At 72.5% G+C, this 23,085-nt stretch carries 23 protein-coding genes; 14 read left to right on the top strand and 9 right to left on the bottom strand.

Annotated elements, in window-relative coordinates; genetic code table 11:
• Positions 1 to 379: 379 nt before the first annotated feature.
• The 5 genes from argC to VKA29_RS27575 are packed head-to-tail and all read left to right on the top strand — an operon-like array spanning position 380 to position 5,207.
• Positions 380 to 1,408 (top strand): N-acetyl-gamma-glutamyl-phosphate reductase, encoded by a 1,029-nt coding sequence (gene argC / locus VKA29_RS27595; protein WP_324788697.1) that lies wholly within the window; start codon positions 380 to 382, stop codon positions 1,406 to 1,408.
• A complete protein-coding gene (gene argJ / locus VKA29_RS27590) occupies positions 1,405 to 2,556 on the top strand; it encodes a bifunctional glutamate N-acetyltransferase/amino-acid acetyltransferase ArgJ (protein ID WP_324788696.1) in 1,152 nt (383 codons plus the stop codon). Before argC ends, argJ begins: the two co-directional genes overlap by 4 nt.
• On the top strand, positions 2,553 to 3,464 hold the full coding sequence (argB, locus tag VKA29_RS27585) for an acetylglutamate kinase (RefSeq protein ID WP_324788695.1): 912 nt from the start codon (positions 2,553 to 2,555) through the stop codon (positions 3,462 to 3,464). The genes argJ and argB overlap by 4 nt, the downstream gene beginning before the upstream one ends.
• A complete protein-coding gene (locus VKA29_RS27580) occupies positions 3,461 to 4,648 on the top strand; it encodes an acetylornithine transaminase (protein WP_324788694.1) in 1,188 nt (395 codons plus the stop codon). The genes argB and VKA29_RS27580 overlap by 4 nt, the downstream gene beginning before the upstream one ends.
• A 19-nt stretch (positions 4,649 to 4,667) precedes the next feature.
• On the top strand, positions 4,668 to 5,207 hold the full coding sequence (locus VKA29_RS27575; protein ID WP_324788693.1) for an arginine repressor: 540 nt from the start codon (positions 4,668 to 4,670) through the stop codon (positions 5,205 to 5,207).
• Between the two features lie 106 nt (positions 5,208 to 5,313).
• On the opposite strand, the gene VKA29_RS27570 is transcribed toward VKA29_RS27575, so the two are convergent.
• The 5 genes from VKA29_RS27570 to VKA29_RS27550 form a co-directional block, all read right to left on the bottom strand.
• The gene (locus VKA29_RS27570; protein WP_324788824.1) at positions 5,314 to 6,054 is read right to left on the bottom strand and encodes an FAD:protein FMN transferase; all 741 of its coding nucleotides are present in this window, start codon (positions 6,052 to 6,054) and stop codon (positions 5,314 to 5,316) included.
• Positions 6,055 to 6,109: 55 nt separating this feature from the next.
• Complete coding sequence (locus VKA29_RS27565) at positions 6,110 to 6,979, bottom strand: FMN-binding protein (RefSeq protein ID WP_324788692.1); 870 nt, start codon at positions 6,977 to 6,979, stop codon at positions 6,110 to 6,112.
• Between the two features lie 29 nt (positions 6,980 to 7,008).
• Positions 7,009 to 8,391: a ferredoxin reductase family protein gene (locus tag VKA29_RS27560; protein ID WP_324788691.1), complete on the bottom strand. Its 1,383-nt coding sequence runs from the start codon at positions 8,389 to 8,391 to the stop codon at positions 7,009 to 7,011.
• 77 nt (positions 8,392 to 8,468) lie between these two features.
• Positions 8,469 to 8,975 (bottom strand): FMN-binding protein, encoded by a 507-nt coding sequence (locus VKA29_RS27555; protein WP_324788690.1) that lies wholly within the window; start codon positions 8,973 to 8,975, stop codon positions 8,469 to 8,471.
• Positions 8,976 to 8,994: 19 nt separating this feature from the next.
• On the bottom strand, positions 8,995 to 10,347 hold the full coding sequence (locus VKA29_RS27550) for a ferric reductase-like transmembrane domain-containing protein (RefSeq protein ID WP_324788689.1): 1,353 nt from the start codon (positions 10,345 to 10,347) through the stop codon (positions 8,995 to 8,997).
• Positions 10,348 to 10,496: 149 nt separating this feature from the next.
• On the opposite strand from VKA29_RS27550, the gene VKA29_RS27545 reads away from it, so the two are divergent.
• Positions 10,497 to 11,237, top strand: a complete 741-nt coding sequence (locus tag VKA29_RS27545; protein WP_324788688.1) for a response regulator transcription factor — start codon at positions 10,497 to 10,499, stop codon at positions 11,235 to 11,237.
• Positions 11,234 to 12,709: a HAMP domain-containing sensor histidine kinase gene (locus tag VKA29_RS27540; RefSeq protein ID WP_324788687.1), complete on the top strand. Its 1,476-nt coding sequence runs from the start codon at positions 11,234 to 11,236 to the stop codon at positions 12,707 to 12,709. The genes VKA29_RS27545 and VKA29_RS27540 overlap by 4 nt, the downstream gene beginning before the upstream one ends.
• Here the strand turns inward: VKA29_RS27540 and VKA29_RS27535 are convergent, their stop codons facing one another.
• The gene (locus tag VKA29_RS27535; RefSeq protein WP_324788686.1) at positions 12,710 to 13,303 is read right to left on the bottom strand and encodes a pyridoxamine 5'-phosphate oxidase family protein; all 594 of its coding nucleotides are present in this window, start codon (positions 13,301 to 13,303) and stop codon (positions 12,710 to 12,712) included. It lies immediately after the preceding gene.
• A 147-nt stretch (positions 13,304 to 13,450) separates the two neighbouring features.
• A complete protein-coding gene (locus VKA29_RS27530; protein ID WP_420718576.1) occupies positions 13,451 to 13,897 on the bottom strand; it encodes a hypothetical protein in 447 nt (148 codons plus the stop codon).
• Positions 13,898 to 14,145: 248 nt separating this feature from the next.
• Between VKA29_RS27530 and argH the strand changes: the two genes are divergently transcribed.
• The 4 genes from argH (at position 14,146) to VKA29_RS27510 (ending at position 19,030) form a co-directional block, all read left to right on the top strand.
• Entirely contained in the window at positions 14,146 to 15,579 is a 1,434-nt protein-coding gene (gene argH, locus VKA29_RS27525) for an argininosuccinate lyase (protein ID WP_324788685.1), read from the top strand.
• Between the two features lie 258 nt (positions 15,580 to 15,837).
• Entirely contained in the window at positions 15,838 to 16,809 is a 972-nt protein-coding gene (locus VKA29_RS27520) for an aldo/keto reductase (protein WP_324788684.1), read from the top strand.
• Positions 16,810 to 16,907: 98 nt separating this feature from the next.
• Positions 16,908 to 17,471, top strand: coding sequence for a helix-turn-helix domain-containing protein (locus VKA29_RS27515; RefSeq protein ID WP_324788683.1), 564 nt, complete (start codon positions 16,908 to 16,910; stop codon positions 17,469 to 17,471).
• Positions 17,468 to 19,030 carry an MFS transporter gene (locus tag VKA29_RS27510; RefSeq protein WP_324788682.1) on the top strand — a complete coding sequence of 521 codons (1,563 nt, stop codon included), beginning with the start codon at positions 17,468 to 17,470 and terminating at the stop codon, positions 19,028 to 19,030. The genes VKA29_RS27515 and VKA29_RS27510 overlap by 4 nt, the downstream gene beginning before the upstream one ends.
• A gap of 216 nt (positions 19,031 to 19,246) precedes the next feature.
• On the opposite strand, the gene VKA29_RS27505 is transcribed toward VKA29_RS27510, so the two are convergent.
• Positions 19,247 to 19,918, bottom strand: coding sequence for a lysophospholipid acyltransferase family protein (locus tag VKA29_RS27505; RefSeq protein ID WP_324788681.1), 672 nt, complete (start codon positions 19,916 to 19,918; stop codon positions 19,247 to 19,249).
• Between the two features lie 407 nt (positions 19,919 to 20,325).
• Here VKA29_RS27505 and VKA29_RS27500 point away from each other — a divergent pair, with 407 nt between their 5' ends.
• The 3 genes from VKA29_RS27500 (at position 20,326) to VKA29_RS27490 (ending at position 22,679) form a co-directional block, all read left to right on the top strand.
• Positions 20,326 to 21,495, top strand: a complete 1,170-nt coding sequence (locus VKA29_RS27500; protein WP_324788680.1) for a glycerophosphodiester phosphodiesterase — start codon at positions 20,326 to 20,328, stop codon at positions 21,493 to 21,495.
• Between the two features lie 73 nt (positions 21,496 to 21,568).
• Positions 21,569 to 22,135 (top strand): sigma-70 family RNA polymerase sigma factor, encoded by a 567-nt coding sequence (locus tag VKA29_RS27495; protein ID WP_420718575.1) that lies wholly within the window; start codon positions 21,569 to 21,571, stop codon positions 22,133 to 22,135.
• 46 nt (positions 22,136 to 22,181) lie between these two features.
• Positions 22,182 to 22,679, top strand: a complete 498-nt coding sequence (locus tag VKA29_RS27490; RefSeq protein WP_324788678.1) for a GNAT family N-acetyltransferase — start codon at positions 22,182 to 22,184, stop codon at positions 22,677 to 22,679.
• Here VKA29_RS27490 and VKA29_RS27485 read toward each other — a convergent pair.
• Complete coding sequence (locus tag VKA29_RS27485; protein WP_324788677.1) at positions 22,669 to 23,085, bottom strand: hypothetical protein; 417 nt, start codon at positions 23,083 to 23,085, stop codon at positions 22,669 to 22,671. The genes VKA29_RS27490 and VKA29_RS27485 overlap by 11 nt on opposite strands.

The following is a 23,085-nucleotide window of genomic DNA, read 5'->3' as shown; positions in this document are numbered from 1 at the left end:
CGTCAAGATCCCGGCACACCGGGCGGTCAGCCCGCCCGAGGCGCTCACCGGCACACCGGAGGCCGGTCCGGCACGGGTGCCACCGGAAGTCGGTCCGGCGCGGGTGTCACCGGAAGTCGGTCCGGCGCGGGTGCCACCGGAAGTCGGTCCGGCGCGGGTGCCACCGGCCGCGAGCACGCCTTCGTCCCGTTCTTCACGGCACGGGGCGCCGGCGCCCGCCCCGGCATCGCCCGGGGCAGTCGCCGGCGCCCTCGGCCTGTTCCTGCAGCGGCTCCCCGGCGCGGGCCGCGGTCCGGGGCGTGGGCAGGCCGGGGCCCATCGGCAGATTGCATAAACGTGCAGCGCTACGTATAGTCATGCCATCCAAGAGGAGGATTCCATGGCGGTACGTGCGGCGGTGGCCGGAGCGAGTGGATACGCGGGCGGTGAGGTCCTGCGTCTGCTCCTGGCGCACCCCGAGGTCGAGATCGGAGCCCTGACCGGCAACTCGAACGCGGGCCGGCAACTCGGCGCGCTCCAGCCGCACCTGCTGCCGCTGGCCGGCCGGGCGCTGGAGGAGACCACGGCCGAGGCGCTCGCCGGACACGACGTCGTCTTCCTCGCCCTGCCCCACGGTCAGTCCGCCGCCGTCGCCGAGCAGCTCGGCCCGGACGTCCTCGTCGTCGACATGGGCGCCGACTTCAGGCTGAAGGACGCCGCCGACTGGGAGCGCTTCTACGGTTCCGCACACGCCGGGACCTGGCCCTACGGCCTTCCCGAACTGCCGGGCGCCCGCGCCGCGCTGGAGGGGTCCAGGCGCATCGCGGTGCCCGGTTGCTACCCCACCGCCGTCTCGCTCGCGCTCTTCCCGGCGTACGCCGCCGGGCTCGCCGAGAACGAGGCGGTGATCGTCGCCGCGTCCGGCACCTCCGGCGCGGGCAAGGCGCCCAAGCCGAACCTGCTGGGCTCGGAGGTGATGGGCTCCATGTCGCCGTACGGCGTCGGCGGCGGCCACCGGCACACCCCCGAGATGATCCAGAACCTCAGCGCCGTGGCGGGGGAGCGGGTCGCGGTCTCCTTCACCCCCACCCTCGCGCCGATGCCCCGCGGCATCCTCGCCACCTGCAGCGCCAAGGCCAGGGACGGCGTCACCGCCGAGTCGGTCCGCGCCGCCTACGAGAAGGCCTTCGCCGACGAACCCTTCGTCCACCTCCTCCCCGAGGGACAGTGGCCCGCCACGGCCTCCGTCCAGGGGTCCAACGCCGTTCAGGTGCAGGTCGCGTACGACGAGGCCGTGGGCCGCGTCATCGCGATCAGCGCCATCGACAACCTGACCAAGGGCACCGCGGGCGGTGCCGTCCAGAGCATGAACCTCGCCCTGGGGCTCGACGAGACCACCGGGCTGACCACGATCGGAGTGGCGCCGTGAGCGTGACGGCAGCAAAGGGATTCACGGCGGCGGGCATCGCCGCCGGGATCAAGCAGAACGGCAACCCGGACCTGGCCCTCGTGGTCAACGAAGGACCCCGCCGCGCCGCCGCCGGTGTCTTCACCTCCAACCGCGTGAAGGCCGCGCCCGTCCTGTGGTCCGAGCAGGTGCTGAAGAGCGGTCAGGTCTCCGCCGTCGTCCTCAACTCCGGCGGCGCGAACGCCTGCACGGGGCACAAGGGCTTCCAGGACACCCACGCCACCGCGGAGAAGGCGGCCGAGGTCCTCGGGCGCGCTCCCATCGAGGTCGCCGTCTGCTCGACCGGCCTGATCGGTGCGCTGCTCCCGATGGACAAGCTGCTGCCGGGCATCGAGACCGCGGCCGCCCAGCTCTCCGAGCACGGCGGCGAGAAGGCCGCCATCGCCATCAAGACCACCGACACCGTCCACAAGACCTCCGTCGTCACCAAGGACGGCTGGACGGTCGGCGGCATGGCAAAGGGCGCCGGCATGCTCGCCCCGGGCCTGGCCACCATGCTCGTCGTCCTCACCACCGACGCCGAACTCGACGGCGACACCCTGGACCGGGCGCTGCGCGCGGCGACCCGGGTCACCTTCGACCGCATCGACTCCGACGGCTGCATGTCCACCAACGACACCGTGCTGCTGCTCGCCTCCGGCGCCTCCGGAATCACCCCGGCCTACGAGGAGTTCGCCGACGCCGTGCGGCAGGTCTGCGACGACCTCGGCCGGCAGCTGATCCGGGACGCCGAGGGCGCCGGCAAGGACATCAGGATCGAGGTGATCAACGCGGCGACCGAGGACGACGCCGTCGAGGTGGGCCGCACCATCGCCCGCAACAACCTCCTCAAGTGCGCCGTGCACGGCGAGGACCCCAACTGGGGCCGCGTACTGTCCGCGATCGGCACCACGAAGGCCGCGTTCGAGCCGGACCGGCTCAACGTCGCCATCAACGGCGTCTGGGTGTGCAAGAACGGCGGCGTCGGCGAGGACCGCGACAAGGTCGACATGCGCTACCGCGAGGTGCACATCGTCGCCGACCTGGCCGCGGGCGCCGAGACCGCCACCGTCTGGACCAACGACCTCACCGCCGAGTACGTCCACGAGAACAGCGCCTACAGCTCATGAGCGGCCCGACGCGGAAGCACACCGCCCTGCCCAAGGCCCAGATCCTCATCGAGGCGCTGCCGTGGCTGGTGCGGCACAACGGCAAGACCGTCGTCATCAAGTTCGGCGGCAACGCCATGATCGACGAGGACCTGAAGGCCGCGTTCGCCCAGGACGTGGTCTTCCTCCACCACGCCGGCCTCAGACCCGTCGTCGTGCACGGCGGCGGCCCGCAGATCAGCGCCGCCCTCGACAGGCACGGCATCGTCAGCGAGTTCAAGGCCGGCCTGCGGGTCACCACCGAGGACGCCATGGACGTCGTCCGCATGGTGCTGGCCGGACAGGTGCAGCGCGAGCTGGTCAACCTGCTCAACCAGCACGGTCCGCTGGCCGTCGGACTGACCGGCGAGGACGCGCACACCATCACCGCCACCAAGCACCGGCCCGAGATCGACGGCGAGTTGGTCGACATCGGGCGGGTGGGCGAGATCACCGCCATCGACACCGGCGCGATCGAGGCGCTGCTCGCCGACGGCCGCATCCCGGTGGTGTCGTCGATCGCCCGCAGCCAGGACGACGGACACGTCTACAACGTCAACGCCGACACGGCGGCCGCGGCGCTCGCCGCCGCGCTGGGCGCCGAGACCCTCATGGTCCTCACGGACGTCGAGGGACTGTACGAGGACTGGCCGAACTCCGACGAGGTGATCAGCCGCCTCACCGCCTCCCAGCTGGAGAGGCTGCTGCCGGAGCTGTCGGCCGGCATGGTGCCGAAGATGGAGGGCTGTCTGCACGCCGTGCGGGGCGGCGTGCACACCGCCCGCGTCATCGACGGCCGGGTCCAGCACTCGATCCTGCTGGAGATCTTCACCGACGAGGGCATCGGCACGATGGTCGTGCCGGACGGGACCGAGGGGGGCGCGGCATGACCGGCAATCAGGAACTGACGGCGCGGTGGCAGGGCGCGCTCATGCACAACTACGGCACCCCGCTGCTGCCCCTGGTACGCGGCGAGGGCAGCCGGGTGTGGGACGCCGACGGCAAGGAGTACCTCGACTTCGTCGGCGGTATCGCGGTCAACGCGCTCGGTCACGCCCATCCGGCCGTCGTCGAGGCGGTGACCCGGCAGATCGGATCCCTCGGCCACATCTCCAACTTCTTCATGGCCGACCCCACCGTCACGCTCGCCGAACGGCTCCTGCGGCTCTTCGGCCGGGACGGCAGGGTCTTCTTCTGCAACTCCGGCGCCGAGGCCAACGAGGCCGCCTTCAAGATCGGCCGGCTGACCGGGCGCAAGCACGTGGTGGCCACCTATGACGCCTTCCACGGGCGCACCATGGGCGCCCTCGCGATGACCGGCCAGCAGGGCAAGCGGGAGCCCTTCCTGCCGCTGCCCGGCGACGTCACGCATGTCCCCTTCGGCGACGCGCAGGCGCTGGCCGCCGCGGTCACCGAGGAGACCGCGCTGGTCATCCTGGAGCCGGTGCAGGGCGAGATCGGCGTCGTCGTGCCGCCGGCCGGCTACCTCAAGGCGGCCCGCGCGATCACCGCCGCCACCGGGGCGCTGCTCGTCCTCGACGAGGTGCAGACCGGGATCGGCCGCAGCGGGCACTGGTTCGAGTACCAGGCCCACGACGGCGTCCTGCCGGACGTCGTCACCCTGGCCAAGGGCCTCGGCGGCGGGCTGCCGCTGGGCGCCACCGTCGCCTTCGGCCGCGCGGCCGAACTGCTGCAACCGGGCCAGCACGGCACGACCTTCGGCGGCAACCCGGTCGCCTGCGCCGCCGGACTCGCCGTCCTCGACACCATCGAGAACGAGGGCCTGCTGGAGAACGTCAAGCGGCAGAGCGAGAAACTGCGGGACGGAATCGAGTCGTTGGGCCTGCCGTCGGTCGACCACGTCCGGGGCACCGGACTCCTGCTGGGTATCGTGCTCACCGAGCCGCTCGCACCACAGGTGCGGCAGGCGGCTCAGGAGGCCGGAATCCTGGTGAACGCGCCCGCCCCCGACGTCGTACGGTTGATGCCCGCGCTGAATCTCGGCGACGACGAGGTGGACGCCTTCCTGCGGGTACTGCCCGGCATCCTCGACGTGGCCAAGGGGGACGGATGATCCGGGGAATGGGACGACGATGAGCCAGCCGCAGGACGACGCACACAACGCCGGGCCTGCCGTGCCGCAGACCCGCACCGCACGCCACCGGCGGATCGTGGACATCCTCAATCGGCAACCGGTGCGATCGCAGAGCCAGTTGGCGAAACTCCTCGCCGACGACGGCCTCAGCGTCACCCAGGCCACGCTGTCGCGGGACCTGGACGAGCTGAACGCGGTCAAGATCCGCAACACCGACGGCGACCTGATCTACGCGGTGCCGAGCGAGGGGGGCTTCCGCACCCCGCGCGCGCCGCTGGGGGAGTCGGCGAAGGAGGAGCGGATGCGGCGGCTGTCCCAGGAACTGCTGATCTCCGCCGAGGCGTCCGCGAACCTCGTCGTCCTGCGGACCCCGCCGGGCGCCGCGCAGTTCCTCGCGTCCGCCATCGACCAGGCCGAACTGCAGGACATCCTCGGCACCATCGCCGGTGACGACACGCTGCTGCTGATCAGCCGGAACCCGACGGGCGGCCAGGCGCTGGCCGAACACCTGCTGAGGCTGGCCCAGAACGGCCACTGAACCGAGTACGGGCCCCGCCGCGGGCAGGCCGCCGGGGCCCGTCCGCGGCGGGGGCGGCGCGGAGGCGGCGGGGACGCGGCACGCGAATCACCCGCCACCGCGCCGCTCAGCCCAGGTGGGAGGCCAGGCCGCCGGTGCAGCGGACCTCGTCGCCGGCCGTGATCAGCAGCCCCTCCACGTCCGGCAGGGACTCCAGCCAGCGCAGGCCCTCCCGGGAGCCCATCGCGAAGGCGGCCGTGGCCCAGCAGTCCGCCCAGGTCAGGCGGGGAGCCACCACCGTCACGGCCACCAGGTCGGTCACCGCCGAGCGGCCGGTGCGCGGGTCGACGATGTGGGCGCCCCGCTCCGCCGTCCCGGACGTGGCCACCGCCAGTTCCTCCGCGCCCGCCGCCGAGATCACCGCCGCCAGCCCGCCCGGACGCAACGGGTCCGACACCCCGACCCGCCACGGCCGCTGAGCGTCCGGCGTCCCGAGCAGCTGGACGTCGCCGCCGCCGTTCATGCTGACCCCGCTCACCCCGGGGACGGCCGCCAGCCGACGGGCCGCACGCTCGGCGGCCCAGCCCTTGACGATCCCGGTGGGATCGAGACGGCCCTCGTAGCGCATGCTGAACCAGCCGTCGCTCACCCGTTCCGCCTCGCCGCCCAGGCCGAGCACCTCGGCGACCTCCGGATCGCAGTCCTCGACGGTCAGCTCGCCGCGCGCCAGCCGGGAGAGCTGGCTGTCGTCCCGGTAGGCGCTGAACACCTCGTCGACCCGGTGCAGCCCGGCGACCGCCTCCCGGAGCGCCGCGCGCACGGCATCGGGTTCCCCGCCGCGGACGTCGAAGGAGAAGACGGTCCCCATCACCTCCTCCGCGTGGCGCATCGCGGCGGGAGTCCCGTCGGGCTCGGGCCCCTGCTCAGCCACCGGCCTGGTCCAGTGCCGACTGCAGCGACTGCTTGTACCCGGTGCTGGTGTAGGTGGCGCCGGACACCGAGTCGATGGCCGCGCTGCCCGCCGCCACCGTCTCCTGGTTGAGCCTGGGCACGGCCAGGGCAGTCTTCCGGCCGCTCTCGCCGCCCTGCGGTGCCTGCACGGCCTCGGCCCTGACGATCTTGCCGTCGCTGACGGTGATGCGGACCTGCACGGGACCGTACTGCGTCCGCGCGACACCGCCGGTCACGGTCCTGACCCGGGCGGCACCGGAGGACGACTGCCCGCCGCCGCCCTGCGACGAACCGGTCCCGGACGAGGAACCGGTCCCGGCCGAGGAACCGCTGCCCTGCGAGGAACCGGTCCCCTGCGAGGAACCGGTGCCCTGCGCCGAGCCGGCGGTCGCCTTCATCTTGTCCAGCGCCGACTGCAGTGACTGCTTGTACCCGCTGCTGGTGTACGTCGCCCCGGACACCGAGTCGATGGCCGCGCTGCCCGCCGCCACCGTCGCCTGGTTGAGCCTGGGCACGGCCAGGGCTGTCTTCCGGCCGCTCTCGCCGCCCTGCGGTGCCTGCACCGCCTCGGCCTTGACGATCTTGCCGTTGCGCACGGTCAGGCGCACCTGGACCGCGCCGTACTGCGTCTGGGCCGCGTCGCCGGTGACCGTGCCGCTGCCCGCGGCGGTCGCCGCCCCGCCCCGCGGCGACTCCTGCGCCCCCGCCGTCCGCTGGGGCACCACGCCCGCCGCGGTGGCGCCCGGGTCGGTCGCCGGCTTCAGCGACAGCAGCAGCACGACTCCCGACACGGTGGCGGCGGTGGTCAGCACGACACGCCGGATGGGATGACTCTTCCTCATCGCTCCTACAGCTCCTGAAGTCCCGTCGCTCACATCTCGAACGACTCGTGATGGATGCGGCGGGCGGGCACTCCCGCGCCGCGCAGTGCTTCGTACACGGTCCGCGCGAACCCGGCCGGCCCGCACATGAAGACGTCGTGCCTGTCGATGTCCGGCAGCTTCTGGCGCAGCCGCTCGGCCGAGATGTCGGGGCGTTCCCCGTCCGGGCTGTTGACCGCGTACATCAGCCGGGCGCCGCGCTCCTCGGCGATCGAGGCAAGCTCGTCCCACAGTGCCAGGTCCCGCGTGCTGTTGGCGCGGTACAGCAGGGTGATGTCGCCCGCCGCTCCCGGCAGCGTCTCGAACAGCGCCCGCATCGGGGTGATGCCGACCCCGCCCGCCACCAGCAGCACCTTGCCGCGGCTGCGCCGCTGCGCGGTCAGGGCGCCGTACGGGCCCTCGGCCCACACCCTGGTGCCGGGCGTCAGCTCGCGCAGGCGGGCGCTGTGGTCGCCGATCGCCTTCACCGTGATCCGCAGCATGTCCGGGCGAGGCGCCGCCGACAGGGAGTACGGGTGGGAGCTGAACCGCATCCCCGGCGCCAGGAACCGCCAGCGGAAGAACTGGCCGGCCTCCGCGCCCATCCGGTGCAGCTTCCGCCCGCCGATCAGCACCGACACGATGCCCGGCGTCTCCTCGATCACGGCCTCGACGCGCATGCGGTGCCGCAGGTTGAGCCGGATCGGGGTGAGGACGCGGTACCACAGCACCAGCGCGGTCACGCCGCCGTACAGGCCGTACCAGAAGGTCTTCGCGGTCGGCTCGACGGCGAAGTCGTTCCCGGTGGTGATCTGGTGCCAGAACGTCAGGAACACCGCCGCGTACGTGAGCAGGTGCACGTGGTACCAGGCGTCGTAGGGCAGGCGGCGGCGGATCCCGCCGACCGAGACGAACCCGACGAGGAACAGCAGGCCGGTGCCGACGGCGGCCTTGCCCATGTCCGGCAGCTGCTCGACGGAGTCGATCGTCTGTTGGACGATCCCGCCGAGCGGCCTGCCCGCCCGCAGGGCGTAGCCCCACATGGTGAGGAAGACGTGGGCGAGGACCAGGCAGATCGTGTAGCGGCCGGTCATCGCGTGCCAGCGGGCCACTCGGTCGGAGCCCACCCGGCGCTCCAGCGCGGGCACCCGGGCCGTCTGCAGCACCACCAGCGCCATCAGGTACCCGGCGAGCAGGCCGGTGATCCGGCCCGCGTTGAGGACCTTGCCGTTGTCGTCGGCGATGGACGGGGTGTCGTGCCACCAGAGCCACAGGACACCGGCCGCACCGGCCCATACGGCCAGCAGCAGGGCGGTCGCCGGGGAGCGGCGCGGGCGGATGCGGCGCATCGTCTGGCGGCGGGCGGCGCGGCCGCCTGCGAGCGTGGTGGTCACGGTTCCTCCGGGAGCGGGGGCAAGGGGGGATGGCGTGGTCCCTTGGCCCTGAGATACGTGTCCGGTCACCGGTGCGTTCAGCTGCTCGCGGAGTCCAGCGCGGACTGCAGCGACTGGCGGTAACCGTCACTGGTGTAGGTGGCGCCGGAGACGGTGTCGATGTTCGCGCTCTGCGCGGCGAGGGCCTCCCTGCGCAGCTGCGGGACGGCGTAGCTGTTGATCTCCTGGTCCCGCGGGTTGTCCGAGGGGTAGGAGATCGCCTCCACCTCGGTGAGCTTGCCGTTCTTGAGCGTGATCCGCACCTGGACGGGACCCCAGCGGGTCTGCACCGTGTCGCCCGTGACGGTCTTCGTGCCGCTGGTGGCCGACCCGCCGGAGCTGCTCGACCCGCCGGAACTGCTCGATCCACCGGAGCTGCTCGATCCACCGGAGACGCCGGAACTGCTGGAGGGGGCCGGCACCGCGACGGCGGTCTCCGCCGACGTGTGCGGCTTCATCGACAGCAGCAGCACCATTCCGGAGACGGTGGCGGCACCGGCCAGCACGATGCGGCGCAGCGGACGGTTCTTCTTCAGGGCGTGCACGTGGCTGCCTCGCAGACTCTCAGAATTCGAACGACTCGTGGTGGATGCGGCTGTCCCGGACGCCGGCGTCCTTCAGCGCCTCGTACACGTCCAGCGCGAAGCCGTGCGGACCGCAGATGTAGACGTCGTGCTCGGCGAGGTCGGGGAAGGCCGACCGCAGCGACCGCGCCGACAGGTCCGGGCGCCGTCCGTCCGCCCCGTTGAGCGCGTACAGCACCTTCGCGCCGCGCCACCGCGCGATCGCCTCCAGCTCGCCGCCCAGCGCCAGGTCCTCGGCGCCGCGCGCCCGGTACAGCAGGGTGACCTGGCCCGGCAGGGTCTCGAACAGGGCCCGCAGCGGGGTGATGCCCACGCCGGCGCCGATCAGCAGGGACTTGTGGGAGGTCTGCCGGTCCTGGGTCATCGCGCCGTACGGCCCCTCCGCCCACACCCGGGTGCCGGGGCGCAGCAGGGCGATGGCCGCGCTGTGGTCACCGAGCGCCTTGACCGTGACCCGCAGCACGTCCCGGCGCGGCGGGGCCGACAGCGAGTACGGCGTCGACGTCCAGCCCAGGCCCTCGCCGAGGAACCGCCAGCGGAAGAACTGGCCCGCCTCCGCGCCCATCTCGTCCAGCCGCCGTCCGTGCATGACGACCGAGTACACGCCCGGCGCCTCCCGGTGCACCGACTGCACCCGCAGCTGGTGGCGCAGGTTCAGCCGCACCGGACCGAGGACGCGGTACCACAGCACCAGGGCAGCGACGCCCAGGTAGAGCGCGTACCAGGCGGCCGTGGCCACCGGGTGGCCGTTGAAGTCGTTGCCCAGCACCAGCTGGTGGCTGAAGGCCAGGAACACGGCGGCGTAGGTGAGCAGGTGGACGTAGTACCAGAACTCGTAGCTGGTCCGGCGGCGCAGCGCCCGCACCGAGGTGATGCCGACCGCGAACAGGATCACGGTGCCGGCGGTGGTCTTGAGCATCTCCGGATAGTCGAGGACCACCGTGAGCGCCTCGTGCCAGAGCGTGGCGTGGTCCTGGGCGGCGTAGCCGGCGAGGATCAGCACCACGTGCGCGACCAGCAGGGAGATGGTGTAGCGGCCGGCCATCGCGTGCCATCGGGCCACCCGGTCGGAGCCGATCCGCCGCTCCAGCAGCGGCACCCGGGCCATCAGCCCGACCAGCACCGCGCAGGCGTACCCGCTCAGCAGCCCGGCGATCCGCCCGGCCCCGGTCAGCCAGCCCGCCGCGCCGACCACGGAGCCGGTGTCCATCCACCACAGCGCTGTCACGGCCGCCGCGCCCGCCCACAACAGGGTGAGCACGACGCCCGCCGGGGAGCGTCGCGTGGTCAGCGGCACCGCCGGTGCCGTGCGCCGCTCGTACACGGTCGTCATGGATTGCGTCCTTTCGCTGTCCGGGCCACCACAGTGCAGCGGCAACCTCTGAGCGCCCTCTGAAACGGGGCTCCACCGGCTCACTCAGAGCAAACTCAGAGCCTCGCCCGTCGACCGCCGGCCGGGGGAGGGTGGATCCTGGTAGGGCCATGAACACCACCCGCTCGGGCCGTCCGGCCCTCACCCGTCCCGACGGCACGCCGCTGCGCGTCCTCGTCGTCGACGACGACCCCGACCTCGCCGAGGTGCTGTCCGGCGCCCTGCGCTACGAGGGCTGGGAGGTCCGGTCCGCGGGCGACGGGTCCTCGGCCGCCGCCGCGGCGCGGGAGCTGATGCCGGACGCCGTCGTGCTGGACGTGATGCTCCCCGACACCGACGGGTTCGCCGTCCTGCGCTCCCTGCGCGGCGTGAAGCCGGACGTCTGCGTGCTCTTCCTGACGGCCCGGGACGCGGTGGAGGACCGCATCGCCGGGATCACCGCGGGCGGCGACGACTACGTGACGAAGCCCTTCAGCCTGGAGGAGGTCGTCGCCCGGGTCCGCGGACTGCTGCGCCGCGCCGGCATGGCCCGGCAGCAGGAGGACGGCCCCCGGCTGATCGTCGGCGACCTGGTCATGGACGAGGAGGCCCGCGAGGTGACCCGTGGCGGGGAGCTGATCGAGCTGTCCCCGACCGAGTTCGAGCTGCTGCGCTTCCTGATGCGCAATCCGCGCCGCGTGCTCAGCAAGGCCCAGATCCTCGACCGGGTCTGGTCCTACGACTTCGGCGGCCGCGCCCACGTCGTCGAGCTGTACATCTCCTACCTGCGCAAGAAGGTGGACGCCGGCCGGGAACCGATGATCCACACCGTGCGCGGCGCCGGATACGTGCTGAAGCCGGTGACGCGGTGAGGCCGCTCGGGCGGAGGCTGTCCCGCCTGTTCCGGCTCCCCGGCCTCCACACGCTCCGGGCCCGTCTCACGTTCGGCCTGGTGGTGCTGCTGGCGGTCAGCTGCGCCGCGGTGGGCGTGGCCGCGGTGATCGGGGTGGGCCGCTTCCTCACCAGCCGGCTCGACGAGCAGCTGTCCGAGGTCGGCGTCCGCTTCCCGGAGAGCCTGGAGCACAAGACGCGGCTGCCCGACGACCGAGACGGGGACGAGCACGGCGACACCCGCCGACAGGCCATGGGCACCTTCGGCGCCCGGCTGATCGACGGCGTCCCCACCCACGCGGCCGTCGTGCGGTCCACCGGCATCAAGGCCGTTCCGATGACCTCCCGCGACAAGCGGCAGCTCGTCGCGGTCCCGGCCGACGGCAGGGGCCACACCGTCGAGCTGTCCGCGCTGGACGACTACCGGGTCAGGGCGTGGCGGGGCGCCGACGACGACGTGCTGATCACCGGCCTGCCGCTGGAGCCCGTGCAGGCCACGGTCCACCGCCTGGTGGTGGTCGGCGGGATCGTCTTCGGGCTGGCCCTCACCGTCACCGGCGTCGCGGGCGCGTTGTGGGTGCGCTGGTCCCTGCGTCCACTGAGCCGGGTCGCGGCGACCGCCACCCGGGTCAGCGAACTCCCGCTCGCCAGTGGGGAGGTGGCGTTGCCGTCGCGCGCCCCCGAGACGGATCCGCGCAGCGAGGTGGGCCAGGTCGCGGGCGCCTTCAACCGCATGCTCGGCCACGTCGAGGACGCGCTCACCAAACGGCACGCCAGCGAGGAACGGCTGCGCAGCTTCGCCGCCGACGCCAGCCACGAGCTGCGCACACCGGTGGCCTCGGTCCGCGGCCACGCCGAACTCGCCCTGCTGCATCCCGGGCCGGTGCCGCCGGAGGTGAAGCGCGCCCTGGAGCGCATCGCCGCGGAGTCGGGGCGCATGGGCGAGATGGTCGACGAGATGCTGCTGCTGGCCCGTCTGGACGCCGGCCGCCCCCTGGAACGCCTCCCGGTCGACCTGACCATGCTGGTCCTGGACGCGGTCACGGACGCCCGGGCGGCCGGCCCCGGCCACCGCTGGGCCCTGGAACTGGCGGAGGAGCCGGTCACGGTCACCGGCGACGCCCACCGGCTGCAACAGGTGTTGGCCAACCTGTTGACCAACGCGCGTGTGCACACACCCGTGGGCACGAAGGTCACGGTGTCCCTGGAGACCGACGGCCCCTGGGCCGTGCTGAAGGTCCACGACGACGGGCCCGGCGTTCCCGAGGACGTCCAGCCCGGCGTCTTCGAACGCTTCACCCGCGCCGACCGCCGCCGCACGGACGCCCCCGGCGGCGGCGCGGGCCTGGGGCTGTCCATCGTGGCCGCGGTGGCGGAGGCGCACGGCGGCAGCGTGGCCCTGGAGAGCCGCCCGGGATCGACCACGTTCACCGTGCGGCTCAGGGCCGCCTGATCATCGCGGGTCCGCGGCGGGCGGCAGCGGCAGCGGCAGGCCGGGCAGGCCGTCCATGCTCGTCGCCACGTGTTCCTTCTTGGCGAAGTACTCGCTCAGCGAGGCGTCGTCCTCGCGCGCGAACCGCTTGCCGTGCAGGTCGCGGTCCTCCTCGTACGCCATGAAGGGGACCGCGTAGCCGCAGGTGTCACGGACCAGGTCGGCCCGTACGACGATGATCGCGCGCAGGCCGTGCGGGGCGGGATCGATGTCGGGGAAGCGGGCGAGCAGGTCCGCGAAGCGCGGGTCGTCACGGAAGACCGGCTCCCCGCGGCCGTGCACCCGCACGATGTTCGGCGGTCCCTGGAAGGCGCACCACATCAGGGTGATCCGGCCGTTCTCCCGGAGGTGCGCGATCGTCTCGGCGTTGGACCCGGCGAAGTCCAGGTAGGCCACGGTGTGTTCGTCCAGCACCGCGAAGGAGCCCTTCAGGCCCTTGGGGGAGAGGTTGACCGTGCCGTCGCCGGACAGCGGGGCGGTCGCCGTGAAGAAGAGGGGCTGGGCCTCGATGAACGTGCGGAGTCTGCCGTCTATGCGCTCATAAGTCTTTCCCACGGATCACGATTATGGCCGTATTTCTTTCGACTGTCTAAGGAATTCCGTGGTCCGGTTCCGACCGCGGTCCGACCGCGGTTCGATCGCCGTCCGATCGCGGCCGCCCCGGCCGGCGCATGACTCGGGGCGGCCGCGGCGCCTGTCGCCTCATTTGGTGAGTGTGCAGGCGGCCAGGGAGTCCAGGCCGGTCGGCCTGGCCGCCGTCCGGCCGATGGAGATCGCGATGCGGTCGATGGTCGACCTCCGCTTGTCCGCCAGCGGGCCGAGGATGGCGTTGTTCACGAAGTTGGGTCCGCCCTGGCCCACGGTGTCGGCCAGGCGCTTGTTCGCCTCCTGGATCTGGGTGTCGAGCAGGGTGAGGTTGCGGTCGACCTCGGCCTTGGCGGAGGCGGGGACCGCGGGCAGCCGTGAGGCGACGTCGGGGCAGGTGATGGTGCCCGGGCTCGCGAGGGTGCGGGCGTTGCCGGAGCTGCTCTTGGACGTCTCCCCGGCGAGAGCGGAACCGGCGATCACGGCCCCGGACAGCACCACGGCGGCAGCACCGCCGATGACCGCCACGCGACGCTTGTTGTACTCCGGAAGAGCCCTGGACATGCGGATGCCTCACTAGGGTCAGGAGCGATTGACAAACGCGGGCGCCGGCGTGCGTTCGGTGGGGAGTACGCGAAAGCGGTTGCGTGCGTTCAACGGCATCCTGGAAATCTCCGTGCGGCCGCCTTAAATTGACGAATCATGCAGAGGTCTGCATACTCATGCACACACTGCTCCTGCACCCCGCAGAAGGTGCTGTGGGAAGCAGCGGCAGGCGGCGGCACATCCGTATCTCTCTAGGAGCGACCCACGTGAGCAGCAACAGCGGTGACGTACGGCTCTGGGGCGGCCGTTTCGCCGACGGTCCCGCCGAGGCCCTGGCGAAGCTGTCCGCGTCCGTCCACTTCGACTGGCGGCTCGCCCCGTACGACATCGCCGGCTCGCGTGCGCACGCGCGCGTGCTGCACAAGGCGGGCCTGCTCACGGACGACGAGCTGACGCGGATGATCGCCGGGCTCGACCGGCTGGAGGCGGACGTGGCCTCCGGCGACTTCGTGGGCACGGTCGCCGACGAGGACGTGCACACCGCCCTGGAGCGCGGACTGCTCGAGCGCCTCGGCCCCGACCTCGGTGGCAAGCTGCGCGCGGGCCGCTCCCGCAACGACCAGGTCGCCACGCTCTTCCGGATGTACCTGCGCGACCACGCCCGCGTCATCGGCGGCCTGATCGCCGACCTCCAGGATGCGCTGATCGGCCTGGCGGAGGCCCACCCGGACGTGGCGATGCCCGGCCGCACCCACCTCCAGCACGCCCAGCCGGTGCTGTTCGCCCACCACGTCCTCGCCCATGCGCAGGCCCTGTCCCGGGACGCCGAGCGGCTGCGCCAGTGGGACGAGCGGACGGCCGTGTCGCCGTACGGCTCGGGCGCGCTGGCCGGCAGCAGCCTCGGTCTGGACCCGGAGGCGGTCGCGAAGGACCTCGGCTTCGAGCACGGCAGCGTCGGCAACTCCATCGACGGCACCGCGTCCCGCGACTTCGTCGCCGAGTTCGCCTTCATCACGGCGATGATCGGCGTGAACCTCTCCCGGATCGCGGAGGAGGTCATCATCTGGAACACGAAGGAGTTCTCCTTCGTCACCCTGCACGACGCTTTCTCCACCGGCTCCTCGATCATGCCGCAGAAGAAGAACCCGGACATCGCCGAGCTGGCGCGCGGCAAGAGCGGCCGCCTGATCGGCAACCTGACCGGTCTGCTCGCCACCCTCAAGGCGCTGCCGCTCGCCTACAACCGCGACCTTCAGGAGGACAAGGAGCCGGTCTTCGACTCCTGCGACCAACTCGAGGTCCTGCTCCCCGCCTTCACCGGCATGATGGCGACCCTCACCGTCAACCGCGAACGGATGGAGGAACTGGCCCCGGCCGGTTTCTCGCTCGCCACCGACATCGCCGAGTGGCTGGTCAAGCAGGGCGTGCCGTTCCGGGTGGCGCACGAGGTCGCGGGCGAGTGCGTGAAGGCCGCCGAGGCCGAGGGCAAGGAGCTCGACGGGCTGACGGACGAGCAGTTCGCGAAGATCAGCGCGCATCTGACCCCCGAGGTCCGCTCCGTCCTCAGCGTGCCGGGCGCCCTGGCCTCCCGCGACGGCCGGGGAGGCACCGCGCCGAGCGCGGTCGCCGTCCAGCTGGCCGAGGTGAAGGCGGACGTGGCGGCGCAGCACGCCTGGGCCACCGCCAAGAACGCGAAGTGACCGCCACGCGCGCGGGGAGCGGCTACTCCCACGCGCGCGTGAAGGGCGTGCGGGGGAGCCGGCCGCTCCCGCGCGCGTGAAGGGCGTGCGGGGCCGCGGTCCGTGCCGCTGAGATGACCGCTCCCATGCCCGCGTGAAGGGCCTTTCCACGCGGACACACGCCGCCCTGCCCGCGCCGCCGCCCACGCCCGAGTGCCGGGCGGGCGGCGCGGTTACGTTGGTTCCCTGCCGCAAGGAGCCGACCGAACGGAGCCCGCGATGCCCTTCGCCCGACTGGCCTCAGCAACCACCCCGACCTGCCACCTCGGACTCGGTCTCGCCGCCGTCGGCCGCCCCGGCTACATCAACCTGGGCCGGGACGAGGACCTCCCGGCCGCCCGAGACGTCGACGCGATGCGCCGCCGCACCCACGAACTCCTGGACGCCGCCTACGCGCAGGGCGTGCGCTACGTCGACGCGGCCCGCTCCTACGGACGCTCCGAGGAGTTCCTCGCCGACTGGCTCGCCGCCCGCCCCGACGCCGGCGACATGGTGGTCGGCAGCAAGTGGGGTTACACGTACACCGCGGACTGGACCACCGACGCCGAGGTCCACGAGGTCAAGGACCACAGCCTCGCCGCTTACGAGCGCCAGCGTGCCGAGACCGACGGAGTGCTCGGCGACCGGCTCGACCTCTACCAGATCCACTCGGTCACCCCGGACAGCCCGGCCCTGACCGACAAGGACCTGCACGCCAGGCTCGCCGAGGCGGCCGACCGGGGCGTCACCGTCGGCTTCTCCGCCAGCGGCCCGGCCCAGGCCGACACGATCCGCGCCGCGCTCGCCGTGACCGTCGGCGGCGAGCCCCTCTTCCGTACCGTCCAGGCCACCTGCAACGTGCTGGAGATGTCCGCCGCCCCCGCCCTCGCCGAGGCGCACGACGCGGGGCTGACGGTGATCGTCAAGGAGGGCATGGCCAACGGGCGGCTCACGGCTCCCCACGCCCCGGACGCGCTGAAGGCCGTGGCCGCAGAGACCGGGCTCGGCTGCGACGCGGTGGCCCTCGCCTTCGTCCTGCGCCGGCCCTGGGCCGGCGTCGTCCTCTCCGGTGCCGCGACGCTCGACCAGCTCGCGTCCAACCTGCACGCGGCCGTCGTGGACCTCGACGACGACCAGCTCACCCGGCTGGCGGCGCAGGCCGAGGACCCGCGGGCGTACTGGCGGCGGCGCGCCGGACTCACCTGGCACTGAGCGTCCCGGCCGTCCCCGTCCTCCCCGTCGACCGGTGGTCGTGAGTCACGCACCTCCAGCATGAGACATTCATGTCTCACATGGTCTATGCTCGTCTCATGGCTGTCGATCGTGACCACGTGCTGCGCACCGCCGCCGCGCTGCTGACCCGCAAGTCCACCGCCACCATGGACGAGGTGGCCAAGGCCGCCGGGATCAGCCGGGCCACCCTGCACCGGCACTTCGCCGGGCGCGAGGCGCTCGTCCGGGCGCTGGAATCCCTCGGCATCGCCGAGTGCGACGCCGTACTGGACGCGGCCCGCCTGGACGAGGGGACCGCGGCCGAGGCGGTGCGCAGGCTCGTGCGCGAGATCCAGCCCGCCGCCGGACTGCTCGCCTTCCTCTACGGAGAGAACCAGCTCTGGGAAGCCGGCCCGAACGACGGCTGGCTGCGGCTCGACGCCCGCATCGGCGCCCTGTTCGTACGGGGCCAGCAGGCCGGCGAGTTCCGCATCGACCTCAGCCCGGCCTGGCTGACCGAGGCGCTCTACGGGCTCATCGCCTCCTGCGCCTGGGCCGTCCAGGACGGCCGCGTGGCCCGCAACGACTTCACCCGCATGATCGCCGAGCTGCTGCTCGGCGGCGCACTACGACAAGACGCATCACGGAGAGAGGAATCATGACCAGCACCCTGCAGCGCGGGGGCGCCCCCTGCTCGGCCGAAGGCGAGAGCACCGGGGAGAACACGACCGAGGCGGTGAAGCGCCCGGGCCGCTGGCTCGCGCTGTCCGTCCTCGTGCTCGCCGTGCTGCTGGTGGCCGTCGACGCGACCGTCCTCGGTCTCGCGACCCCCTACATCAGTGAGGACCTGAAGCCCTCCGGCACCCAGTTGCTGTGGATCGGCGACGTCTACTCCTTCGTCATCGCGGGTCTGCTGGTGACGATGGGCAGTCTGGGTGACCGCGTCGGCCGCAAGCGCGTCCTGCTCGGCGGCGCGGCGGCGTTCGGCGCGGTGTCGGCGCTGAACGCCTTCGCGACCGGGCCCGGTACGATGATCGCGGCCCGCGCCCTGCTCGGCGTCGCGGGCGCGACCCTCATGCCCGCCACCCTGGCGCTGATCCGCAACATCTTCCACGATCCGCGCGAACGCAGCCTCGCCGTCGGCATCTGGGGCGCCACGGCCTCGGCCGGCACGGCCGTCGGTCCGATCGCCGGTGGCTTCCTGCTCCAGCACTTCTGGTGGGGCTCGGTCTTCCTGATCAACCTGCCGGTGATGGCGGTCCTGGTGGTCGTCGGCATCCGCACGCTGCCGGAGTCGCGCAACCCGGACCCCGGCCCGTGGGACCTGCCCGGCGTCGTGCTGTCGCTGGTCGGCGTCATCGGCGTGGTCTACGCCGTGAAGGAGACCGCGGCGCACGGCATCGCCTGGGCGCCGCTCATCCCCGGCGCGCTGGGCGCGGCGGCCCTGTACGCCTTCGTACGGCGCCAGCTCACCTCCCCGGCCCCGCTGCTGGACGTGCGTCTGTTCCGCGACCGCGGCTTCAGCGCCGCGGTGCTGGCCGACCTGCTGACCGTCCTCGGCCTGTCCGGCCTGGTGTTCTTCCTCTCCCAGTACCTGCAACTCGTCCAGGGGCGGCCCCCGTTCGAGGCGGGCCTGGCCGAACTGCCCGCCGCGGTGGGCGCGGTGGCGGCAGGGCTGGTCGCCGGGCGGGCGGCCCGCCGCTTCTCGGTACGCGCGGTGGTCTCCGGCGGCCTCGCGGCGGTCGGCCTGGCGCTGGCCGTGCTGACCACGCTGGACCGCTCGACCGGCTACCCGCTGCTCGGCGCGGCCCTGTTGGTGGTCGGTGTGGGCGCCGGCTTCTCCTTCACCGTCACGGCCGACGTGATCCTCTCCAGCGTCCCCAAGGAAGAGGCGGGCGCGGCGTCCGCCGTTTCCGAGACGGCGTACGAACTGGGCGCCGCCCTGGGCATCGCCCTGCTCGGCTCCATCGTGACGGGCGTCTACCGCGGCTTCCCGGCCCCGGCGGGCACCCCCGCGGCGGCGCGCGAGTCGCTGGGCGGAGCGCTGGAGGCCACGGCACGCATGCCCGCGGCGGCGGCGGAGCAGACCCTGTCGGCAGCCCGCGACGCCTTCGTCGACGGCCTCACCCTGGCCGCCGGCACCGGCGCCGCCGTACTCCTGGCGACAGCGGTGGCTTCCTGGTTCCTCCTAAGCGGCCAACACCTGGAAACCCGAAACTGACCCCCAAGGCCGCAAGGAACCGCGCACAGTACCGAACCCGACCCGCACGGGTAATCCCGCCCCCTGGCGTCCCCCAGGGGCGCGAGGAACCGCGCACAGTACCGAACCCGACCCGCACGGGTAATCCCGCCCCCTGGCGTCCGCCCCCAGGGGCGCGAGGAACCGCGCACAGAACCCCACCCACCCGCACGGGTAATCCCGCCAACCGTCGGAGACCTACGCCGCCTTGGCCTTGGTCGCGTACATGTCCACGTACTCCTGCCCCGACAGCCGCATGACCTCCGCCATCACGGAGTCGGTCACCGCCCGCAGCACGTACCGGTCCCGGTCCATCCCCTCGTACCGGGAGAACTCCATGGGCTCGCCGAAGCGGACGGTCACCCGCGCGGGCCGCGGCATCCCCGCACCGCCCGGCTGGATCTTGTCCGTGCCGATCATGGCGAACGGCACCACCGGCGCGCCCGTCATCAGGGTGAGCCGGGCGATGCCGGTACGGCCCCGGTACAGCCGCCCGTCAGGGGACCGCGTGCCCTCGGGGTAGATGCCGAAGACCTTGCCCTCCTCCAGGATCCGGCGCCCGGTCATCAGCGCGGCGACACCGCCCTTGCCGCCGTCGCGGTCCACCGGGATCATGCCGACGCCGGTGAAGAACCAGGCCATCAGCCGGCCCTTGAGCCCCTTGCCGGTGACGTACTCGTCCTTGCCGATGAAGAAGACCTGCCGGTCGCAGACCAGCGGCAGGATCATCGAGTCGATGAACGTGAGGTGGTTGCCGGCCAGGATGACCGGACCGTCGCCGGGGATGCGCTCCGCGCCCTCCACCCGTGGGCGGAACATCAGGCGCATGATCGGTCCGAGCACTGCCTTGATGAGCACGAAGCGGGACAACGGGCCCTCCGGTGTCAAGGGATGCGGTACGAGTCTGTGCAGGTGAGGACGATACTCGCGGTCACGGCCGTCGCGCACATCGGGCACGGCCGGTTCACCCAGGTCTTACGCAGTGTTGACCCGTCTTCACCTGCGGTCGGGCCGCGCCGCGCCGCCGTAATCCCGCCGGAACGGTGTGACGGAGGTCGCGCGTCCGGCGGAGCGCGGCCCGCGCCCACGCCGGCCGTCACCCCCGGCCGGCCACCCGCTCGCGCGCCGAGGTGAGGCCGACGGACCGTCAGACAGGTGTTCCCGTACGACCATCCCCTGTCACCCGCGTGTTCCGCCCGGGGTCTCCCCCCGGTCACCGACGCACACCTACGATCGGCCGGCATCAACGGCGAGGGGCCCGAAAACAGGAGGCGCTCATGACAACGCAGGGGTCGGACAAGCAGACGGGCGGGACCGGGCGGAGGGCACTGCTCGGCGCGGCGGTGCTCGGCGCGGGCGGGGCGGTCCTGTCCCTGTCCGGCACGGCGAAGGCCGCCGAGCCGGCCGGACGCGGCGCCGCAGGCCTCCGCGGCCTGCCCGTGCCGACGATCATCGGCCACCGCGGCGCCAGCGGTTACCGCCCGGAGCACACCTTCGGCTCCTACCAGCTCGCCCTCGACCTCGGCGCCGACATCGTCGAGGCCGGCGACCTGGTGCCCACCAAGGACGGCCACCTGGTCTGCCGTCACGAGCCGGAGATCGGCGGCACGACCGACGTCGCGGACCACCCCGAGTTCGCCGGCCGCAGGACCACCAAGGTCATCGACGGCGTCTCCACCACCGGCTGGTTCACCGAGGACTTCACGCTCGCCGAGCTGAAGACCCTCCGCGCGGTCGAGCGCATCCCCGCCAACCGCCCGCACAACACCCTCTACAACGGCCGCTGGGAGATCCCCACCTTCGAAGAGGTCCTGAAGTGGCAGGACGAGCAGACCCGCAAGCGCGGCAAGCAGGTCTGGATCTACCCGGAGACCAAGCACCCCAGCTACTTCCGCAAGCTGGGCCTCGGCCTGGAGGAGCGGGTCGCCAAGCTGCTGCACAAGTACGGCAAGGACAAGCGGAACTCGCCGGTCATCCTGCAGTCCTTCGAGCCGACCAGCATCCAACGCCTGAACACCCTGGTCGACAACCCCCTGGTCGTCCTGCTCTCCTCGGCGGGCAGCCGCCCCTGGGACTTCGTCGAGGCGGGCGACCCGCGCACCGTCGCCGACCTGGTCAAGCCGAAGGGCCTGCGCGAGATCGCCGGTTACGCACAGGGCATCGGCCCCACCCTCGACCTGGTGATCCCGAAGGACGCGAGCGGCAACCTCACCACGCCCACCACCCTGGTCGAGGACGCCCACGCGGTCGGCCTGATCCTGCACCCCTACACCATGCGCAACGAGAACCCCTTCCTGCCCGCGGGCTTCCGCAAGGGCACCGACCCCGACGGCTACGGAGACGTCTTCGGCGCTTTCCAGAGGTACTTCGCGACCGGTATCGACGGCGTCTTCACCGACAACGCCGACACCGGCCTGCTGGCCCGCCGGCACTTTGTCAACGGCTGACGCCCCGACCCCGGATGGGGTGAGGAAACGGCCGCCCGGCAACCCGACGCCGGGCGGCCGCGTTCTGTGCCGTATGACGCCGGACTGCAGTAGGACGCCGGACCCGACCGCCGGGACACCCGAACCAGTGGCCGCGGCCCCCGACCTGGTCGCCGCCCTGCGCCCGCTGCTCGCCGCCGAGGCGTCGGCGGAGGCCCACGCCTGCGGCGCCGAGCCGGGCGACCTGGAACAGACGGTCTGGTTGCGCCTCCTCGAACGCCTCCACGCCGAAGGGCCACCGGAGGACCCGCCCGGCTGGCTGCGCGCGGCCGTCCGCCGCGAGGCCCGCCGCACCCTCCGTACGGCCCGCAGCGAGCGGCCGTACGCCGAGGAGCCGGTGGACGACCCCGGCCGGGACCCCGCGCAGGCCGCCCTCGCGGCCGCCCGCGGCCGGGCCCTGCGCGAAGCCGTCCGCCGTCTGCCGGGCCGCTGCCCCCGGCTGCTGGCCGCGCTGCTGTCCCCGACGGACCCGACCTACCGGGAGATCGCGGGGGAGTTGGGTATCTCACAGGGCACCATCGGACCGGAACGTTCCAGATGTCTCGGATGTCTGCGACGTTTGCTCGCGACCGAGGTTGCGGCCCGTGAAGTGCGGGGATAGGAGTGAGGGACGACCGGCGGATCAGGTGAGCGGGAGGCATGCGCACATGGGCATGAGCGTGACCATCTCGGTGGCGACCGAGCAGGACGCGGAGCAGATCTTCAAGCTCCAGTACCTGTGCTTCCAGGGCGAGGCCGCCCTGTACGGCAACTACCGCATCGACCCGCTCGTCCAGAGCCTCGACTCGGTCCGCCAGGAGGTGGCCGCGGACTGCGTGTACGTGGCCCGGCTCGGCGACGAGGTGGTCGGTTCGGTGCGCGGACGCGTCCTGGAGGACGGCTCCGCCTCCATAGGCCGGCTCTGCGTGCACCCCCGCCTCCAGGGTCACGGCATCGGCGCGCGCCTGCTGCGGGCCGCGGAGGCGGCGCTCGCCGAGGAGCGCGGCGCGACGAGGTTCCGCCTTTTCACCGGCCACCGCAGCGAGGGCAACCTGCGCCTGTACCGCCGGGTGGGCTACGAGACCGTGGGCACCTCCCAGGGCGCGGACGGCGTCCCGATGATCGTCCTGGAGAAGCCGGCCGGGACGTACGCCGCTACGGCGTGACGGTGCGGCCGCGGCGCAGCCAGTACAGCGCGGACAGCGGCAGCAGGACCGGGATGAACACGTACCCCATGCCGTAGTCCGACCAGACCGTCGCGTCCGGGAACGCCGACGGCTCGACCAGGGTCCAGGTGCCCACGATCAGCACACCCGCGAGTTCGGCGGCACAGCACACCTGCGCCGCCCGGCGGGCCCGCTCGCCGCCGCGCACCAGGGAGTACGTGATGAACCCGTACACCACGCCGGCCACCGCCGACAGGGAGTAGGCGAGCGGCGCCCGGTCGAACTCGGTGGCGATCTGGTACGCCGAGCGCGACACCGCGCCGACCACCATCACGCCGTAGAACCAGACCAGCAGCATGCCGGGGCCGCTGATGAGCCGCTTCGGCTTCGGGTCCACGGTGGTCAT

This window comes from Streptomyces sp. H51 (assembly GCF_035656535.1).
Classification (GTDB): domain Bacteria; phylum Actinomycetota; class Actinomycetes; order Streptomycetales; family Streptomycetaceae; genus Streptomyces.
Note: the sequence above shows the minus strand (reverse complement) of the source record. Positions and strands in the feature narration are given on the sequence as shown.

Excerpts from the sequence above, each read along its gene's own strand:
- argC (WP_324788697.1), top strand. The coding sequence starts at position 380 with ATGGCGGTACGTGCGGCGGTGGCCGGAGCGAGTGGATACGCGGGCGGT.
- argB (WP_324788695.1), top strand. The coding sequence starts at position 2,553 with ATGAGCGGCCCGACGCGGAAGCACACCGCCCTGCCCAAGGCCCAGATC.
- VKA29_RS27580 (WP_324788694.1), top strand. The coding sequence starts at position 3,461 with ATGACCGGCAATCAGGAACTGACGGCGCGGTGGCAGGGCGCGCTCATG.
- VKA29_RS27575 (WP_324788693.1), top strand. The coding sequence starts at position 4,668 with ATGAGCCAGCCGCAGGACGACGCACACAACGCCGGGCCTGCCGTGCCG.
- VKA29_RS27570 (WP_324788824.1), bottom strand. The coding sequence starts at position 6,054 with ATGGGGACCGTCTTCTCCTTCGACGTCCGCGGCGGGGAACCCGATGCC.
- VKA29_RS27565 (WP_324788692.1), bottom strand. The coding sequence starts at position 6,979 with ATGAGGAAGAGTCATCCCATCCGGCGTGTCGTGCTGACCACCGCCGCC.
- VKA29_RS27550 (WP_324788689.1), bottom strand. The coding sequence starts at position 10,347 with ATGACGACCGTGTACGAGCGGCGCACGGCACCGGCGGTGCCGCTGACC.
- VKA29_RS27545 (WP_324788688.1), top strand. The coding sequence starts at position 10,497 with ATGAACACCACCCGCTCGGGCCGTCCGGCCCTCACCCGTCCCGACGGC.
- VKA29_RS27530 (WP_420718576.1), bottom strand. The coding sequence starts at position 13,897 with ATGTCCAGGGCTCTTCCGGAGTACAACAAGCGTCGCGTGGCGGTCATC.
- VKA29_RS27520 (WP_324788684.1), top strand. The coding sequence starts at position 15,838 with ATGCCCTTCGCCCGACTGGCCTCAGCAACCACCCCGACCTGCCACCTC.
- VKA29_RS27515 (WP_324788683.1), top strand. The coding sequence starts at position 16,908 with ATGGCTGTCGATCGTGACCACGTGCTGCGCACCGCCGCCGCGCTGCTG.
- VKA29_RS27510 (WP_324788682.1), top strand. The coding sequence starts at position 17,468 with ATGACCAGCACCCTGCAGCGCGGGGGCGCCCCCTGCTCGGCCGAAGGC.
- VKA29_RS27500 (WP_324788680.1), top strand. The coding sequence starts at position 20,326 with ATGACAACGCAGGGGTCGGACAAGCAGACGGGCGGGACCGGGCGGAGG.
- VKA29_RS27495 (WP_420718575.1), top strand. The coding sequence starts at position 21,569 with ATGACGCCGGACTGCAGTAGGACGCCGGACCCGACCGCCGGGACACCC.
- VKA29_RS27490 (WP_324788678.1), top strand. The coding sequence starts at position 22,182 with ATGGGCATGAGCGTGACCATCTCGGTGGCGACCGAGCAGGACGCGGAG.
- VKA29_RS27485 (WP_324788677.1), bottom strand. The coding sequence starts at position 23,085 with ATGACCACCGTGGACCCGAAGCCGAAGCGGCTCATCAGCGGCCCCGGC.